This window comes from Leisingera aquaemixtae (assembly GCF_001458395.1).
Classification (GTDB): domain Bacteria; phylum Pseudomonadota; class Alphaproteobacteria; order Rhodobacterales; family Rhodobacteraceae; genus Leisingera; species Leisingera aquaemixtae.
In genome coordinates this window covers 19143-34941 of record NZ_CYSR01000032.1, presented here as the reverse complement: position 1 = coordinate 34941, position 15799 = coordinate 19143, and the positions used below count along the sequence as shown (strand labels likewise).

Genomic DNA, 15799 nt, shown 5'->3' with positions numbered 1-15799 from the left:
GCGGCGTCAGCCGCTGCCTTCCTTCAAGGCCTGCGACATGCTGGAGAGCACCGGGCTGATCAAGTAATCGGCCAGCGTCTGGCGGCCGGTTTCGATCATCGCCTGGGCCGGCATGCCGGGCAGCGCCTTCACATTGGGCAGGGCGGCCAGATCCGCCTCATCGATGCGGATATGCACCGGGTAATAGGGCTGGCCGGTCATCTGGTCGATGCTGCTGCCCGCGGCCACCATCACCACCTCGCCGGTCACTGGCGGGGTGGAGCGGAAGCTGTAGGCGGTCAATTGCACCCGCGCCAGGCTGCCCATCGCAACCTCGTCGATATCGGCCACCGCCACCTGGGTTTCCACCAGCAGGCCCGTATCCTCGGGCATCAGCTCCAGGATGGTCTGGCCGGGATCCACCACCTGGCCCAGGGTGTTGATCGCCAGCCCGACCACCCGGCCGTCGCGCGGCGCGCGGATGGTCAGCCGTTCGGCCACGTCGCGGGTGGCATCCAGCCGCTGGTGCAGATCCAGCAGCTGCTCCTGCACGTCCTGGCTTTCGGCGGCGATCCGCGCCGCCCGGTCGCGGCCGGCCTGCAGCCGCCGCTCCTCCATCTCGCCGATCTGCTCCAGCACGTTGCCGCGGTCGCTTTCCATCGCGCCAAGGGTGCCGAGGAGGCCGCTCTGCTGCATCTGCCGCTGGCTGATGCGGGTTTTCGGCACCAGCCCCTTTTCGAACAGCCCGGCCAGGTCGGCCAGCTCCGCCTGCACCAGCGCCAGCTGCTCCTCGGTGGCCCGGATGCGGGCATCGCGGCCCTTGAGCTGGTCGTTGAGCTGGGTGATGCGGCCCTGGAGGATTTCCATCTGGCCCTGGTAGAGCGCCCGGTTGGAGCTGAGCAGGTCGCGCTGCACCGCCACCAGCTGCGCCAGTTCCGGCATCCGGGCGATGAGCTGCTGCAGCCCGGCGCCGGGCTGCAGGCTGTCCGTGCCCTTCAGCTCCGCGTCCAGCCGGGCCTGCTGCGCCAGCAGGCTGGCCCGCTGGCCGTTCAGGATCGCCAGCTGCGCCTGGATGCGGCGGCCGTCGAGCCGGGCGACCACCTGGCCCTTGGCGACCCGGCTGCCCTCGGTGATGTTCAGCTCGCGCAGGATGCCGCCTTCCAGATGCTGCACCGCCAGCCGGTCGCCGGCCACGTTGAAGGCGCCCGGCGCCACCACCGCGCTGGTCAGCTCGGCCTGGGTGGCCCAGAACACCAGCCCGCCGAACAGGCCGAAGCCGCAGACCACCATCCACAGCACCAGCTGGCGCACCCGGGTCGGCGGCCGCCCGGGCAGCGGCACATCCGGGCTGCTGCCGGCGGGCATCAGGTCGCGGAAGCCGCCCTTGGCCGCGGCGCGGCCGGTCTCTGCCGGGCTGCGGCTGTCATGTTCCACCAGACTCATGCGCTTGCTCCTTTATGGCCGGGCGCGTCCGCGGTGGGCCCGGTGCCGCCCCCTTCCGCGTTGCGGTGGCGGAAGGGGGCTATTTTGGGATCGTCCTGATGCGTCCGGGCGGCGGCCATCGGCTGGGCGGCCGCCTCGATCACCTGGCGGGCCTCGCCGAAGCGGGCGATGCGGCCCTGCTGCAAGAGCGCCGCATGGCTGACCCGGCGCAGCAGGCTGAGCCGGTGGGTCACCGCCACCACCGCGGCGCCGCGGGCGCAGGCTTCTTCGATGGCGGTGGCCAGCGCCTCCTCGCCCTCGGGGTCGAGATTGGCGTTCGGCTCATCCAGCACGATCAGCTTGCGGTCGCCGAAGAAGGCGCGCGCCAGGCCGATGCGCTGGCGCTGGCCTGCCGACAGGAACTCGCCGCGCGGGCCGACCTCGGCGTTGTAGCCGCCGGGCAGCGCCAGGATCATCTCATGCACCTGCGCCAGCTTGGCGGCTGCCACCACATCGGAGGGTTTGGCGTCCGGGTCCATCAGGGCGATGTTTTCCGCCACCGTGCCCTGGAACAGCTCCACCCGCTGCGGCAGGAAGCCGATATGCTGGCCGATCTGCGCCGGATCCCAGTCGGTGAGCGCGGCATCGTCAATGCGGATATGGCCGCGCACCAAGGGCTGCAGCCCGGCCAGCGCATGGGCCAATGTGGTCTTGCCCGCGCCGGAGGGGCCGATGAGGCCCAGCGACTGGCCCGGCTTCAGCTCCAGCGTGATGTCCAGCAGGACCGGATCCGGCCGCCCGGGCAGCACCACGGTGGCATTTTCCACCGACAGCCGGCCCTCGGGCGCGGGCAGCTCCAGCCGCTCCGGCGCGGCGCCGAGATGGGCCAGGAAGTCATTCAGCCGCCCGTGCGCGCCGCGCGCCTTCAAAAAGCCGCGCCAGCCGGCGATCGACTGCTCCACCGGTGCCGCGGCGCGGCCCAGCAGGATCGAGGAGGCAATCATCAGCCCCGGTGTCAGCTGGCTGTTGATCACCAGCACCACGCCCACGCCCAGCACCGCGATCTGCAGCCCCATCCGCACCGCCTTGGCCAGCGAGGTCATCAGCGCCACCCGGTCGGTGGCCAGGGTGTTGAAGACCAGGGCGGAGAACGCCTTGAGCTGCCAGCGCCGGATCAGCGGCGCGGTCTTGCCCATGGCGTGGATCAGCCCGGCATTGGCCATCATCTCCGCCACTGCGGCATTGGTCTCGGCGGCCTGTTTGCCGGCCGTCTCCAAGGGTTTGCGGGCCATCATCTCGCTGAGCAGCCCGAGGCTGAACAGCAGCGCGATGCCGACCAGCGCCACCGCGCCCAGGACCGGGCTGAACATGAAGATCAGCGCCAGGAAGATCACCGACCAGGGCGCGTCCAGAAGCGCCAGGAACACCGGGCTGGTGACAAAGCCGCGCAGCTCCTGGATGTCGCGGATGGGTTCGGCGCGGGCCAGGTGCGGCGGCAGGCGGCCGCTGATCATGCCGTCCAGCACCACCGGGCTGAGCCGCGCCTCCAGCCGCGACCCAAGCCGCGCCACCAGGCGCTGGCGGATCATGTCGAACAGAAAAAAGAACACCAGCGCAATCGCTGCGCCGGTGGTCAGAGCAATCAAGGTTGGAATGCTGCCCGAGGCCATGACCCGGGCAAACAGTTGCAGCATGTAGAGCGGCGCTGTCAGGACAAGGAGGTTCACAAAGATGCTTGCCATGAAGATGGCGGCAAGCACGCCCCGCTGACCATCAAATACCCGTCTTACCTTCATTGTCGTAGCCCCCCGGCTGCACGAAGTGAAGTTATGAAATCTGGAGAACAGCGCCCTGGTCCAAGGATGCAATCCTTGGCCGGGGACCAAATCGCTGTCCTGAACCAGGGCTGGACGGGCCCGGGGTTTCCCCCGGGCCCGCCGTTCCTAAGGCTCAGACGGCAGTGGGACCCCAGATGTTGTCGTAGCTGTCGTCAAAGCCGGTGTCTGAGGTCAGCACCCGGATCGCCTCGTAAGAGCCCGCATCGCCGGTGGTCACCGCGTTGATGCCGACGCCGCCGATCGGGATGGCGTCCTGGCCGAGCGAGGAGAACGGCGCCTCGCGGCCGGTCAGGCCGAGGATGTTCACCGTGGCGCCGCCCGCGCTGATCTGGGTGTCGGTGCCATTGTCGGTGACGGTGGCGCCGCCGCCGTCGAGCGCCCCAAAGGCATCCTGCGCCGAGGTGCCGAGACCGCCGCCCACGTTGGTGACACGGAACAGCAGCACGTCGTGGTCCTGATCGATGTCGAAGTCGTGGATGGTGTCGGTGCCGTCGCTGGACGAGAACATGGCGCCATCCCATTCGAGATCGATGATGAAGACATCCTTGCCGTCGCCGCCGTACAGCCGGTCACGGCCCTCGCCGCCTTTCAGGAAGTCGTTGTAGTCGCCGGCGCCGCCGAACAGGGTGTCGTTGCCGAAACCGCCGTCGAGGAAGTCGCCGCCGGTGCCGCCGTCCAGACGGTCGTTGCCGGCTTCGCCATAGAGGCAGTCGCGGTCGGCGCCGCCGTTCAGGTAGTCGTCGCCATTGCCGCCCTGCAGCACGTCCTTGCCGCTGCCGCCAAGCACCTTGTCGTCGCCGTCGTTGCCGTCGAGGAAGTCATTGCCATCGTTGCCTTTGACAGTGTCCCTGCCGTCGCCGCCATGGGCCACGTCATTGCCGTCTCCGCCTTTGATCTTGTCGTTGCCTTCCTCGCCGTAGAGGAAGTCATCGCCTTCATCGCCGTAGATCTTGTCGTTGCCGGTGCCGCCCCAGGCTTTGTCGGAATCTTCGCCGCCGCGGATGGTGTCATTGCCGGCGTCGCCATACAGACGGTCATGGCCTTCATTGCCGTGGACGCAATCGTCGCCATCGTTGCCGTGCAGCAGATCGTTGCCCTTGCGGCCATAGAGCCGGTCATTGCCGTCGCCGCCATAGCCTTCGTCGTCGCCGCGGCCGCCGATGATAACGTCATTGCCGCCTTCGCCGAACATGGTGTCGTCGCCGCCGCCGCCGCGGATCCGGTCATTGCCGTCCGGGCCTTCGTCGATCGGGGTGTAGCAGTCCGGGCAGTCGACTTCTTTCAGCCCTTCATCCGTCGGGGCATGGTTGCTGTCGGCTGCGGTGGCCTGCTCATCGTCGTCGCAGCAATCCCAGTCGATCTTGTAGCCGTTGACGTCGGCGCCGAGGTTGGTGCCGCTGTCGCCGAAGATCAGGTCGCCCTGGGCGCCGCCTTCCAGCACGTCGTTGTTGGAGCCGCCGCGCATGGTGTCGTGGCCGGCGCCGCCGTTGACGTCATCGCGGCCTGCGCCGCCATCCATCAGGTCGTCGCCGCGGCCGCCCTGCATCAGGTCGTCGTCGTCTTCACCGAACATGGTGTCGTCGCCGCCCTGGCCGTCCATGGTGTCGTTGCCGCTGCCGCCCAGCATGCAGTCGTCGCCGTCGACCTGCTCGTCCTTGTTGCCGGTGCCGCTGTCGGCGCCGAAATCAAGGTCGTCATTCTGCGACTGGCGCTCGTCGCCGAACATCTCGTCATCGCCGCTGCCGCCGATCACCAGGTCGTCGCCGAGGCCGCCTGCCATGCGGTCATTGCCGCCTTGGCCGTTCATCCGGTCGTTGCCGTCGCGGCCGTACATGGTGTCGTCGCCGTCCTTGGCGGTTTCGCCGGACTGGCCCATGTCGCCCCACATCCAGTCGTCGCCGCCTTCACCGTCCATGCAGTCGTCGCCGAGCTCGCCATAGAGGTAGTCGCCGCGGTCGCCGTCGGCATAGCTGTAGTTGCCGTCCGCGTCATCGCCGAAGATGTGGTCATCGCCCTTGCCGCCGAAGACGGTGTCGCTTTCCTCGCCGCCCAAGAGGGTGTCGTTGCCGGTTTCGCCGTCGATGTAATCGCAGCCTTCCTCGCCGTCGATCCAGTCGTCGCCGTCATCGATGTATTTCTGGCCGTAGATCGGCACCTGGTATTCTTCCCAGGTGTCGGGATTGACCTTGGTTTCATAGCCGGTGATCACCTGCACGTAATGGCCCTTGCCGTCGGCATTGCCGCCGAACAGGTAGTCATTGCCGGTGCCGCCTTCGATCGCATCGTCGCCATCCTGGCCTTCGATGTAATCCTGGCCGGCTTCGCCATCGAGCCGGTTGTTGCGCTCGTTGCCGTAGACCGCGTCATCGCCGGCCCCGGCCTTGGCATTGTCGCCGGCGTCGTGGTCGTTCAGGTCGATCACATTGCCGTCGGTGCCGCCGCGCTCGGTGGTGCCGTCGTTGTAATTCGGATCGAATTTGTTGTCGCTGAAGATGATCTCGCAATCCGGATTACAGACTTCCCAATCTGAGGTTCTGTCCTTGATACCCATGGTAAACGTCCTCCTCGTTAACTGTAACTGTGCGGGGCAGGGCAGCCTGTGCCGCCCGGGTCGTTGCCCCTGCCGCGCGGTCTGCCGCGGGTGCGGCTGCTGCGGCGGCGCTGTGACAAAGGCGCCGTGATGCCTTCCGCTGGTATTGCAGCGCATCCGCGCCGCTGCCGATGCCCCCAAATGGGGACAAAATCAGCGCTTTAGCCGCCGCGGCCCAGCCAGCCGGCCAGGGCCGGCGCGGCGCTGTCCGCCAGCGCCAGCAGCGGCGTGTGCCACCAGGCGCCCGCCGCCAGCGCGGCCGCCAGCGCCAGCGCCGCCGCCACCCCCCGCGGCCAGCGGCGGCGCGGCTTGGGGGCGGCTTGGGCCAGCGCCTCGGCCACCGCAGCCTTCAGCACCGGCTCCAGCTCGATCCTGAGCGCGCCTTCCATCCGGTTCACCGCCGTCTCCAGCTGGTCGATGCGGGCGCTCAGCGCGGCGCGGTCGGCGGCCGCCTTCTGCGCCGCCTGCGCGCCGAGCCCGTCGTTCAGGGTGGTGAACATCTCCGCGATGCGCTTGTGCAGCGCCACCAGGTCGGCCTGCGCCGCCAGCGGCGGCGCGTCCGGCCCGCCCTGGCGCAGGGCCTTGGCGATCTGCGCCAGCACCGCAGCGCTCAGCCGCGGCGGCGGCGCCGGCTTGTCCGGAGCGGCCTGCGCCTGCGCCGGTTCAGAGGCGGCCTGTGCCGGGGCGGCCTGTCCAGAAGGGGCCTGTTCAGAAGAGGCCTGGGCCGGGCGGGCGGGGCTGCCGGCCGGGGCGGGCGGGCCCTGCACCGGCGCTTCCAGCGTCAGCTTGTTCATGACGCCCTCCCCAGCGAGGCCTGCCAGGTCAGCCGCTGCGCCATCTCGGCGCGGCCCGCCGACTGCAGCTTGGCCAGCACCCGCTTGGCATAGGTGTTGAAGGTCTGCTCCTTGAGGCCCGCGATATGCGCCGCCTCGCGGTTGGACAGCCCCAGCTGAATGAGCGCCGCCACCCGCGCCTCAGCCGGCGACAGCCCCATCTTCTGGGCCAGCATCTCGATGCGGGTGCGGTCGGGCTGGCGCGGCAGGATCGCCACCACCAGCGGCTGATCGGCGCCGGCGCAGCGGTAGCGGGTCAGCGACACCGGCAGCCGCATGCCGCTTTGGCGGTCCTCCAGGAACAGGATCAGCTCGCGCGGGCCGCGGGCGCTGCCGCGGCGCGCGCGGGCGCATTCGGCCACCGCCGCATAAAACCCCGCGGTCTCGCCCGGGCGGGCGCAGCTGAGGCGGCCGCCCTGGTCGCTGAGCAGGTCGCCGCCGTCGAGCATGTCGCGCCCCGATTCATTGCAATGCAGCAGGCGGCCCTCGCCGTCGAGCACCAGCACCGCAGAGTCGGTCTTCTTGGAAATGGTCCACAACAGCGCGCTGGTCACCGCCGCCTGGGTCTCGCCCGCCAGCTCGCGCAAGCTGTCCTCGCGCAGCACCGGCCAGATCGCCTGCAGGATGTCGCCGCAATGGGCATCATGCGGGCCGCCTTCGAGCTTCAGGGCGATCAGATCCTCGCTGCCGTCCTCGAAGCCGCAGGAAAACAGCGTCCAGCCGCGGCCCGCGGCGAGGTCCGCCGCCAGCTCTGCGGGCAGCTGTGCCGCCAGCGCCCGCGCGGCTGCCCGGCCCGGGCGGCGGCTGCGGAAGCTGGTGACGGCGCCGGGCTGCAGCTGGCGCCGCAGCGCCGCCGCGGCAGTGTCCGGGCAGGCCTCGCCAAGCGCCCCGGAACTGGTCAGAACCGGGGCGTGCCGGTGCCCCGGCTGCACCAGGGCCAGCGTTGTCAGAGAAGAGATTTGCCTTTGAAGAGACCGTGAAAATACCAACCTGCCCGCTTGCGCAGCGGACGCACTCAACACAACCATGTTGCCCCCCGGCATGACATTATGAATGCCATGAAGGTAGCACAGTGCCCGCAGCGTCAAACCGGGCAGAGGGGGTACGCCAAAGGCCGGCGCGGCGCGGCCCGGCGGCGCCGGATACTACCATGGGAGTAGCGGCGGGCGGCGCACCAGGCGAATCGAAGAAACCCAGGGTTGATTGGTGCCTAATATTAAGTTTCTTAAAATTGCAGGATCCACCCTGGAAACAAACCGTTTCCCCATTGGATACACTGCCAACGGGGTAAGGCGCCCTGGCCAGATCGCGTGGAAAAACAGCCGGGTAAGGCGGAAACCGGGGCGCAGGGCCTGCCCGCCCGCCCAAAAAGCGCTGCCCCGGGCGGGGAAGTTTCTTAACAATAAAGGATAGATTCGCTACGGTTTATCCACAGCAATGCGCATCAGAAGTGTTTGACTGCCCGTGTGCGCTGCCAGGCCCAGGATGTTTTTGTCCGGTCATGTTCTGTATTTATCACGATCCGGAAACGGCAGCGCAGAAGCGCTGCCGGGGCCAAGACGGCAGCAGGCGGGTGAATTGTGTTTCAGGGAGCGGCCGCGCATTGCAGCACCGGCCGCCTGCGGGGGCAGGCGGTTTAAAAAAGGGCGCTCCTGGAGGGACGGGCCGGACGCAGGATCCGGTTCTGGTTACGAGTAAAGGAGTTTTCGATGCCTGTGCACATTGTGGGGGAAAGCAGGCTTCTCAGGGACATGTTTCTGAACATCTGTGAAGCACATGATTACGAGACCGGCGGCTGCTGCAGCAGCCTGGCAGAGCTGCCGCCGCTGCCGGCCAGGGACCTGGTGCTGTTTTACAGCCACTGCACCGGCGCGGCGCTGGAGGCGGAGCTGCGCAGCTTCCGCGCCCGCAAGGGCGGCGCGCATCTGATCCTGGTCACCGGCGATGACTGCCCGCCAGACGCCCAGGTCCGTCTCAGCACCTATGCCGAGGCGGTGATCCCGGAGCGCCAGTCGGCGGATGCGCTGATCGCGGCGCTGCAGGTGGTGCAGAACGGCTACCGGATCGTGCTGCCGGAGGCCGCAGACGCCGCGGAGGCGGCGCTGCCTGCGGTTGTGCCGTGCCCGCCGGACGGCCGGGCCGGGCACGGGCTGTCGGACCGCGAGCAGCTGATCCTGGCCAAGCTGACCGAAGGCGCCACCAACAAGAGCATCGCCAATGAGCTGGGCATCTGCGAAGCCACGGTGAAGGTGCATCTGCGCACCTGCTTCCGCAAGATCGGTGCCAAGAACCGCACCCAGGCCGCACTCTGGGCCTCCGAGCGGCTGCCGCCGCAGACGGCGGCGCCGCGGCCGCACTGACAGGGGGCGCTGGCGGGCGCCGCAACAGGTGTGCCCGGCCGTAAAGGCCGGGACGCCGCTGGCCGGATGCGCGCGGAACCGGGGGCCGCCGCATCCGGCGGGTGCGTGATACCGGGGGCGTGAAACGGTGTGCGTGAAACGGGGCGCAAAGTCTCTTGAACCCTTTTTCCGGGGCTTTGCTGAAGGGCAAGCGTTCCGCTTGCGGCCGGGCGGTGCCAAGGCGCCGCTGCGCGGCGCTATATTTGCTGAGAAGCGCTTGAGAGGCAGGTCTGCCTCTCAAGACGCCTTGTCCATTTTGGGGCACGCCGGATCCGCCTCAAAGCCAAGCCGCTGCGCGGCGGCTGCGCCGGCCTTGACCCGGATCCGGCGCGGGACGGGCAGTGTCAGAGCCTGTTTTTCCGCGCCTCCGGCTCAGATTTTAAGTCTCCGTGCCTCCGGCTGGATCTTGATCCTCCGTGCCTCCGGCTAGATCTTGATTTTCCGTGCCTCCGGCACGAGGGCATTGATCTGCGCGATATGCTCCGGCAGGCAGCGGCTCAGGAAATCGTATTTCTCCACCGCATGGGCGCGGGCGGCGGGGCCGATATGGGCGTACGCGCCGGGGCTGGCCAGCACGTCCGCCACCTGATCGGCCAGCTTCTCCGGGCTGAAGAAATCCACCAGCAGCCCGGTCTCGCCATGGGTGATCGCCTCGCGCACCGGCGCCACGTCCGCGGCCACCACCGTGGCCTGCATCGCCATCGCTTCCAAGAGCGACCAGCTGAGCACAAACGGCATGGTCAGATAGATGTGGCAGCGGCTGATCTGGATGATCCGGGTGAGGTCGTCATACGGCACCTTGCCGAGGAAATGCACCCGGCTCCAGTCGACGCTGCTGCCCAGCTCATCCTCCATCTCGCCGCGCAAACCACCCGGATGCTTGCTCTCGGCGCCATAGGAGGTCTCGCTGCCGCCGATCATCAGCACCCGCGCCTTGGGGCGCTGCGCCTGGATCCGGGGCAGGGCGCGCATCATGATGTGGAAGCCGCGGGCGCGCTCCATGTTGCGGGCGATATAGGTGACCACCTCATCGTTGCGGGTGAGCGGCGTCTCCAGCCGCCCGAGGCTGACCGAGGCGTCCGGATCGGGGCCCAGCTTGTCTGTGCGGATGCCGTCATGGCACAGATACATGCGGTCATGGAAACTGGCCGGAAACCGGTCGCGCTGCCAGGCGGTGGGCACATGGCCCTGGTCCACCAGCTCAATGCTGGCGTAAGGCACGGTGTTGCGCGCCTCGGCAAAGAAATAGGCCTGGTCGTTGGGCGGGTTTTCCGGGTCAAAGCCGACCAGCCCGCCGGAGGTGCGGTAGAAATACTCGAAAAAGCCGATGATGGGGACATCGGGGTAGGGGTCCTTCATGAACAACAGCTCGCCCCAGCCGGTGTGGCCGATGATGATGTCGGGGGTAAAGCCCGCATCCTTCAGCTGCCGCGCCGCCAGCGCCGCGCCAAGCCCCGCGCCGGAGGCCGCCTCCCAGTCCCGGGACAGGCCGAAGGCATCCTTGTCCGGGGTGCGGAAGGGTTTGTAGGTGACCGTCCTGATCCCCGGCAGCTGCACGTCCCGCCGCTGGGTCAGGAACACGATCTCATGACCGCCTTGCGCCGCCAGCCAAGGCGCCAGCTCCCGGTACTGGCCGGGCATGTTCTGATGCACAAACAAAATCTTCATGGGCTTATGCTTGCCGGGCCGCGGGCCGCGATGCAAGCGCAGGCTGTCCGCTTGGCCCGCGCCTGTTGCAGCCCTGCCGGCGCCTGATGCTGGCGCTATGCCCTCCTAGCGGCTAGATATAATCAAACGGAGGCAATCAGGGGCTTGGGCCTGGGGCCGGACAGAGACCGGACCGGAACCGGGCCAGAGAGCGGAGCAGCCAGCGGGGCAGAGGCGATGCAGATAGAGGAAACCGGACTGCCGGGGCTGAAGGTGCTGACGCCTGCCCGCTTTGGCGATGCGCGCGGCTTTTTCAGCGAAAGCTGGAACAAGCGGCGGCTGCAGGAGCAGGGGATCGATCTGGAGTTCGTGCAGGACAACCATTCGCTGTCGGTGCAGGCGGGCACCCTGCGGGGCCTGCATTTCCAGGCGCCGCCGCACGCCCAGGACAAGCTGGTGCGCTGCGGCCGCGGCGCGCTGTTCGATGTGGCGGTGGATATCCGCAAGGGCTCGCCCGCCTACGGGCAGTGGTTCGGGATCGAGCTGACCGCGGAAAACGGCAAGCAGCTTCTGGTGCCCAAGGGGTTCCTGCACGGTTTCCTCACAAGGGTGGCGGAGACCGAGGTGATCTATAAATGCACCGATTATTATGCGCCGGAGTGCGACGGCGCGGTGGCCTGGAACAGCTGCGGCATTGACTGGGGCTTTGAGGGCAGGCCGCTCTTGAGCGAAAAGGACGCCGCGGCGCCGCGGCTGGCGGATTTTGACAGCCCCTTTGTCTGGGAAGGATAAGCCATGAAGCTTCTTGTGACCGGCGGTGCCGGCTTCATCGGCTCTGCGGTGGTGCGGCTGGCAATTGCCCGCGGCCATCAGGTGGTGAACCTCGATGCGCTGACCTATGCCGCCTGCCTGGACAATGTGGCCAGCGTGGCGGAGAGCCCGGGTTATGCCTTTGAGCGGGCCGACATCCGCGACCGCGCCGCATTAGACACTGTTTTTGCCCGCCACCGCCCGGATGCGGTGATGCATCTGGCCGCCGAAAGCCATGTGGACCGCTCGATCGACGGGCCGGGCGATTTCATCGAGACCAATATCACCGGCACCTATCAGATGCTGGAGGCGGCGCGGAAATACTGGGGGCAGGCGGGCAAGCCGGAGGGGTTCCGTTTCCATCACATCTCAACCGATGAGGTTTATGGCAGCCTGCCTGCCGACCCGGCGGTGATGTTTACTGAGGAGACGGCGTACGATCCGCGCTCGCCCTATTCGGCCTCCAAGGCGGCCAGCGACCACCTGGTCCGGGCCTGGCACGAGACCTATGGCTTGCCGGTGGTGCTGACCAATTGCTCCAACAATTACGGGCCCTATCATTTTCCGGAGAAGCTCATTCCGGTGGTGATCCTCAATGCGCTGGCGGGCAAGCCGCTGCCGATCTACGGCGACGGCTCCAACGTGCGCGACTGGCTTTATGTGGAGGATCATGCCGATGCGCTGCTCTTGGTGGTGCAAAAGGGCGCGCTGGGGCGGTCCTACAATATCGGCGGCGAGAATGAGCGGTCGAACCTGGAGCTGGTGCAGACGCTCTGCGCCATTCTGGATGAAAAGCGCCCGCGCGAAGACGGCAAGTCTTACCAGGAGCAGATCACCTTTGTGACGGACCGCCCGGGCCATGACGCGCGCTATGCCATCGACCCCAGCCGCATCCGGCAGGAGCTGGGCTGGCGGCCCTCGGTGACGGTGGAGGAGGGGCTGGAGAAGACAGTGGAATGGTATCTCGGCAATGAGGCCTGGTGGCGCGCGCTGCAGGACCGCGACGGTGTCGGCCGGCGGCTGGGCACCGGCAAGTGACGGCAGATAGGCCACAAAGGGCAGCGCCCGACCCTGGGCGGGTGCGAAGCGCCCTCCCGTGGGGAGGGTCGGGCGCTGCCCGGCGGTGCCGCCGGGCGGAACATATTGGAGAGCGCATATGATCCTCGTCTTCGGCAAAACCGGCCAGCTGGCCCGTGAACTGGCGGCGCATGAGGGTGTCACCTGCCTGGGCCGGGAGCAGGCGGATCTGAGCCATCCGGCGGCTTGCGCCGCGGCCATCCGGCAGGCGCAGCCGCGGGCCGTGATCAATGCCGCCGCCTACACGGCCGTCGACAAGGCGGAAGAAGAAGAGGCGCTGGCCACCGTGATCAACGGGGCGGCCCCCGGCGCGATGGCGGCAGCCTGTGCGGAGATGGGCATTCCCTTTGTCACCGTCTCCACCGATTACGTCTTTGACGGTAGCGGCGAAGCCCCCTGGCAGCCCGGCGATGCCACCGCGCCGGTGAACGCCTATGGCCGCTCCAAGCTGGCGGGCGAGGACGCGGTGCGCGCGGCGGGCGGAACTTACGCGATCCTGCGCACCTCCTGGGTGGTGTCGTGCCATGGGAACAACTTCGTCAAGACCATGCTTCGATTAGGCAAGGACCGGGAGCGGCTGACCATCGTTGCCGATCAGATTGGCGCGCCGACGCCGGCGCGGGACATTGCGGCGGCCTGCCTGGAGGTCGCGCGGCAGCTGATGACGGATCCGGGCAAGTCCGGCGCCTATCATTTTGCGGGCCGGCCCGAGACCAGCTGGGCCGGCTTTGCGCGCGGGATCTTTGCCCGCGCCGGGATCGCCTGCGCGGTGGAGGACATCCCCACCGCGGATTACCCCACGCCGGCGGCGCGGCCGCTGAACTCCAGGCTCGATTGCGCCGCGTTAGAGTCTGTTTTTGGCATCCCGCAGCCGGACTGGCGGCTGGGGCTGGATGATATTCTGAAGGATTTGGGAGAAGTGGCATGACAGAGGGCAAACCCGGCATGAGGACTGCATCCGGCCGCAAGGGCATCATCCTGGCAGGCGGCTCCGGCACACGGCTCTATCCGATCACCATGGCCGTGTCGAAGCAGCTCTTGCCCTTGTATGACAAGCCGATGATCTACTACCCGCTGAGTGTCCTGATGCTGGCGGGCATCCGCGAGATCTGCGTGATCACCACGCCGCAGGACCAGGACCAGTTCATCCGCCTCCTGGGCGACGGCAGCCAGTGGGGGATTGACCTCACCTATGTGGTGCAGCCTTCGCCCGACGGGCTGGCGCAGGCGTTTATCCTCGCCGAGGACTTCCTGGCGGGCGCGCCCTCGGCGCTGGTGCTGGGCGACAACATCTTTTTCGGCCACGGGCTGCCGGAACTGCTGGCGGCGGCGGACAGCCATGCGGCGGGCGGCACCGTCTTCGGCTATCACGTGGCGGATCCGGAGCGCTATGGCGTGGTGGCCTTTGGCGCGGATGGCACCGCGCAAGGCATCATCGAAAAGCCCCCCGTTCCGCCCTCCAACTATGCGGTGACGGGGCTGTATTTCCTGGATGGATCGGCGCCTGAGCGGGCCCGCCGGGTGCAGCCCTCGCTCCGCGGCGAGCTGGAGATCACCGACCTGCTGCAAAGCTACCTGAACGAGGGCGCCTTGCGGGTGGAAACCATGGGCCGCGGCTATGCCTGGCTTGACACCGGCACCCATGGCTCGCTGCTGGATGCGGGCAATTTCGTGCGCACCCTGCAGGAGCGCCAGGGGCTGCAGGCCGGCTGCCCGGAGGAGGTCGCCTATGGCCGCGGCTGGATCACCGCCGCCCAGCTGCAGGCGCAGGCCGGGAAATATGCCAAGAACGCCTATGGCGCCTATCTGGAGCGGCTGCTGAAGTAAGCGGGCGGCCGGCAAACGGCAGGCGCCGCGCCAGCGGCGCCGGGCCCAAGGCTTGCCGCGGCATCCGCGATGCCGCGGCACAGGCGCGGGAGGTCCCCGTTGCGGCCCTGGTTCAGTCTTGGTGCAGGCCCTGGTTCAGACCCGTTTCAGGCCGGGATCATTCGATCACGCCCGCCCGGCTGAAGACGCCGAAGAAATTGCCGAAGATGTTGGAGACGGTCAGCACGTCGTTGATCGGCGACTCGGTGGCCATCACCAGATCGCCCGGGTTGATCTGGAACTGACGCGCCGAGAACAGCCCGTCGGCAGAGGTGAGATCAAGCGAGAACACCACCCGCTGCTGACGCGGCCCGCGCACGCCGGGGGCCACCGCAGAAGACGGGTACTCGCGCAGGATCAAGAGCCCCTTGGGATCGGCCTTGCCGTCCTGGAAGCCGCCCGCCACCGACATCGCGTCCATCGCCGACATCTCGTCCTTGGTGAAGATGTGCAGGTCTTCCTCGCCGGTGGCGCCGAAGGAGAGGAAATAGCGCTCGTCCTCCTCGACGAACACCCGGTCGCCGCCGCGCAAGAGGGTGTCGAGGCGCGGGTTGTTCAACAGGTTGTCGACCGAGGTGCCATAGATCGACTGGCCGCGCACCAGCCGGATCTGCGGGTTGTTGAGGCTGGCGCTGATGCCGCCGCCCGCCGAGATCAGCCCCATCACCGTGTAGTTGCGGTCCGGCATCGGGTAGGTGCCGGGCTGGGCGACGCCGGAGACCAGATCAACCGAATTGCCGCGCCCCTCGGCCATCGTCAGCTGCACCTGGGCCGATGGCACCACCGGCTCCAGCGCCTGCTGCAGCCTGGCCCGCGCCAGGTCCGGGGTCAGCCCGTTGACGTTCACATCGCCCACATAGGGCATGAAGATGGAGCCGTTGGCGGCCACTTTCATGTCCTGCAGCTGCACCATCTTCTGCTCGGCGGAGGTCAGCAGCGAATTGTCGTTGCTGTCCCAGATGCTGAGCGACAGCAGGTCGCCGGGCTGGATGATCTGGGTCTTGGCGCCCTGGTGGGCGTGCAGCCAGCCCAAGCGCTCCTGCTTGCCGGTGGGCGGCCAGGCCGCCACCGTGGGCAGCAAGGCCCGGTTCACCTTGTAGAGCGCGAAATTGGCATCGACCTCTCCCGATTCTTTCAGGATCTCCTCGCTGGCCGGGGCGCCGCCGGGCAGGCGCGAACAGGCTGCGGGCAGGAGGATCAGACCGGCAGCCGCCAGCCAGGGAAGAAGTTTCAGCATTGGGAGCCTGTCTTGAGCTGCTCTGGGAACCGCCCTGGTTTCGATTGGGGGAACCGCTTTGATTTTTGTCCTGGCAAAGGATACTGGGCTGAGCCAGAGGG

At 67.8% G+C, this 15799-nt stretch carries 12 protein-coding genes; 5 read left to right on the top strand and 7 right to left on the bottom strand.

The annotated features are described in order from the left end of the window. Window positions 1-6 precede the first annotated feature (6 nt). The 5 genes from PHA8399_RS18790 to PHA8399_RS18770 form a co-directional block, all read right to left on the bottom strand. Window positions 7-1422 (bottom strand): HlyD family type I secretion periplasmic adaptor subunit, encoded by a 1416-nt coding sequence (locus PHA8399_RS18790; protein ID WP_058287638.1) that lies wholly within the window; start codon window positions 1420-1422, stop codon window positions 7-9. Beyond that, the gene (locus tag PHA8399_RS18785) at window positions 1419-3197 is read right to left on the bottom strand and encodes a type I secretion system permease/ATPase (RefSeq protein ID WP_058287637.1); all 1779 of its coding nucleotides are present in this window, start codon (window positions 3195-3197) and stop codon (window positions 1419-1421) included. Before PHA8399_RS18785 ends, PHA8399_RS18790 begins: the two co-directional genes overlap by 4 nt. A 154-nt stretch (window positions 3198-3351) precedes the next feature. After that, window positions 3352-5790, bottom strand: coding sequence for a calcium-binding protein (locus PHA8399_RS18780; RefSeq protein WP_058287636.1), 2439 nt, complete (start codon window positions 5788-5790; stop codon window positions 3352-3354). Window positions 5791-5990: 200 nt separating this feature from the next. Further along, window positions 5991-6623 (bottom strand): hypothetical protein, encoded by a 633-nt coding sequence (locus PHA8399_RS22595; protein ID WP_058287635.1) that lies wholly within the window; start codon window positions 6621-6623, stop codon window positions 5991-5993. Continuing rightward, window positions 6620-7594: a helix-turn-helix transcriptional regulator gene (locus PHA8399_RS18770; protein ID WP_244270258.1), complete on the bottom strand. Its 975-nt coding sequence runs from the start codon at window positions 7592-7594 to the stop codon at window positions 6620-6622. Before PHA8399_RS18770 ends, PHA8399_RS22595 begins: the two co-directional genes overlap by 4 nt. A gap of 777 nt (window positions 7595-8371) precedes the next feature. Here PHA8399_RS18770 and PHA8399_RS18765 point away from each other — a divergent pair. Continuing rightward, entirely contained in the window at window positions 8372-9022 is a 651-nt protein-coding gene (locus PHA8399_RS18765) for a helix-turn-helix transcriptional regulator (RefSeq protein ID WP_167592840.1), read from the top strand. Window positions 9023-9487: 465 nt separating this feature from the next. On the opposite strand, the gene PHA8399_RS18760 is transcribed toward PHA8399_RS18765, so the two are convergent. Then, complete coding sequence (locus PHA8399_RS18760; protein WP_058287633.1) at window positions 9488-10729, bottom strand: glycosyltransferase family 4 protein; 1242 nt, start codon at window positions 10727-10729, stop codon at window positions 9488-9490. Between the two features lie 216 nt (window positions 10730-10945). Here PHA8399_RS18760 and rfbC point away from each other — a divergent pair, with 216 nt between their 5' ends. The 4 genes from rfbC (at window position 10946) to rfbA (ending at window position 14422) form a co-directional block, all read left to right on the top strand. Further along, window positions 10946-11500 (top strand): dTDP-4-dehydrorhamnose 3,5-epimerase, encoded by a 555-nt coding sequence (rfbC, locus tag PHA8399_RS18755; RefSeq protein ID WP_058287632.1) that lies wholly within the window; start codon window positions 10946-10948, stop codon window positions 11498-11500. A 3-nt stretch (window positions 11501-11503) separates the two neighbouring features. Then, complete coding sequence (gene rfbB, locus PHA8399_RS18750; protein WP_058287631.1) at window positions 11504-12556, top strand: dTDP-glucose 4,6-dehydratase; 1053 nt, start codon at window positions 11504-11506, stop codon at window positions 12554-12556. Between the two features lie 118 nt (window positions 12557-12674). Continuing rightward, window positions 12675-13523, top strand: a complete 849-nt coding sequence (gene rfbD / locus PHA8399_RS18745) for a dTDP-4-dehydrorhamnose reductase (protein WP_058287630.1) — start codon at window positions 12675-12677, stop codon at window positions 13521-13523. Further along, entirely contained in the window at window positions 13520-14422 is a 903-nt protein-coding gene (gene rfbA, locus PHA8399_RS18740; RefSeq protein WP_058287629.1) for a glucose-1-phosphate thymidylyltransferase RfbA, read from the top strand. The genes rfbD and rfbA overlap by 4 nt, the downstream gene beginning before the upstream one ends. A 157-nt stretch (window positions 14423-14579) precedes the next feature. On the opposite strand, the gene PHA8399_RS18735 is transcribed toward rfbA, so the two are convergent. Then, on the bottom strand, window positions 14580-15698 hold the full coding sequence (locus PHA8399_RS18735; protein ID WP_058287628.1) for a polysaccharide biosynthesis/export family protein: 1119 nt from the start codon (window positions 15696-15698) through the stop codon (window positions 14580-14582). Between the last annotated feature and the right edge of the window lie 101 nt (window positions 15699-15799).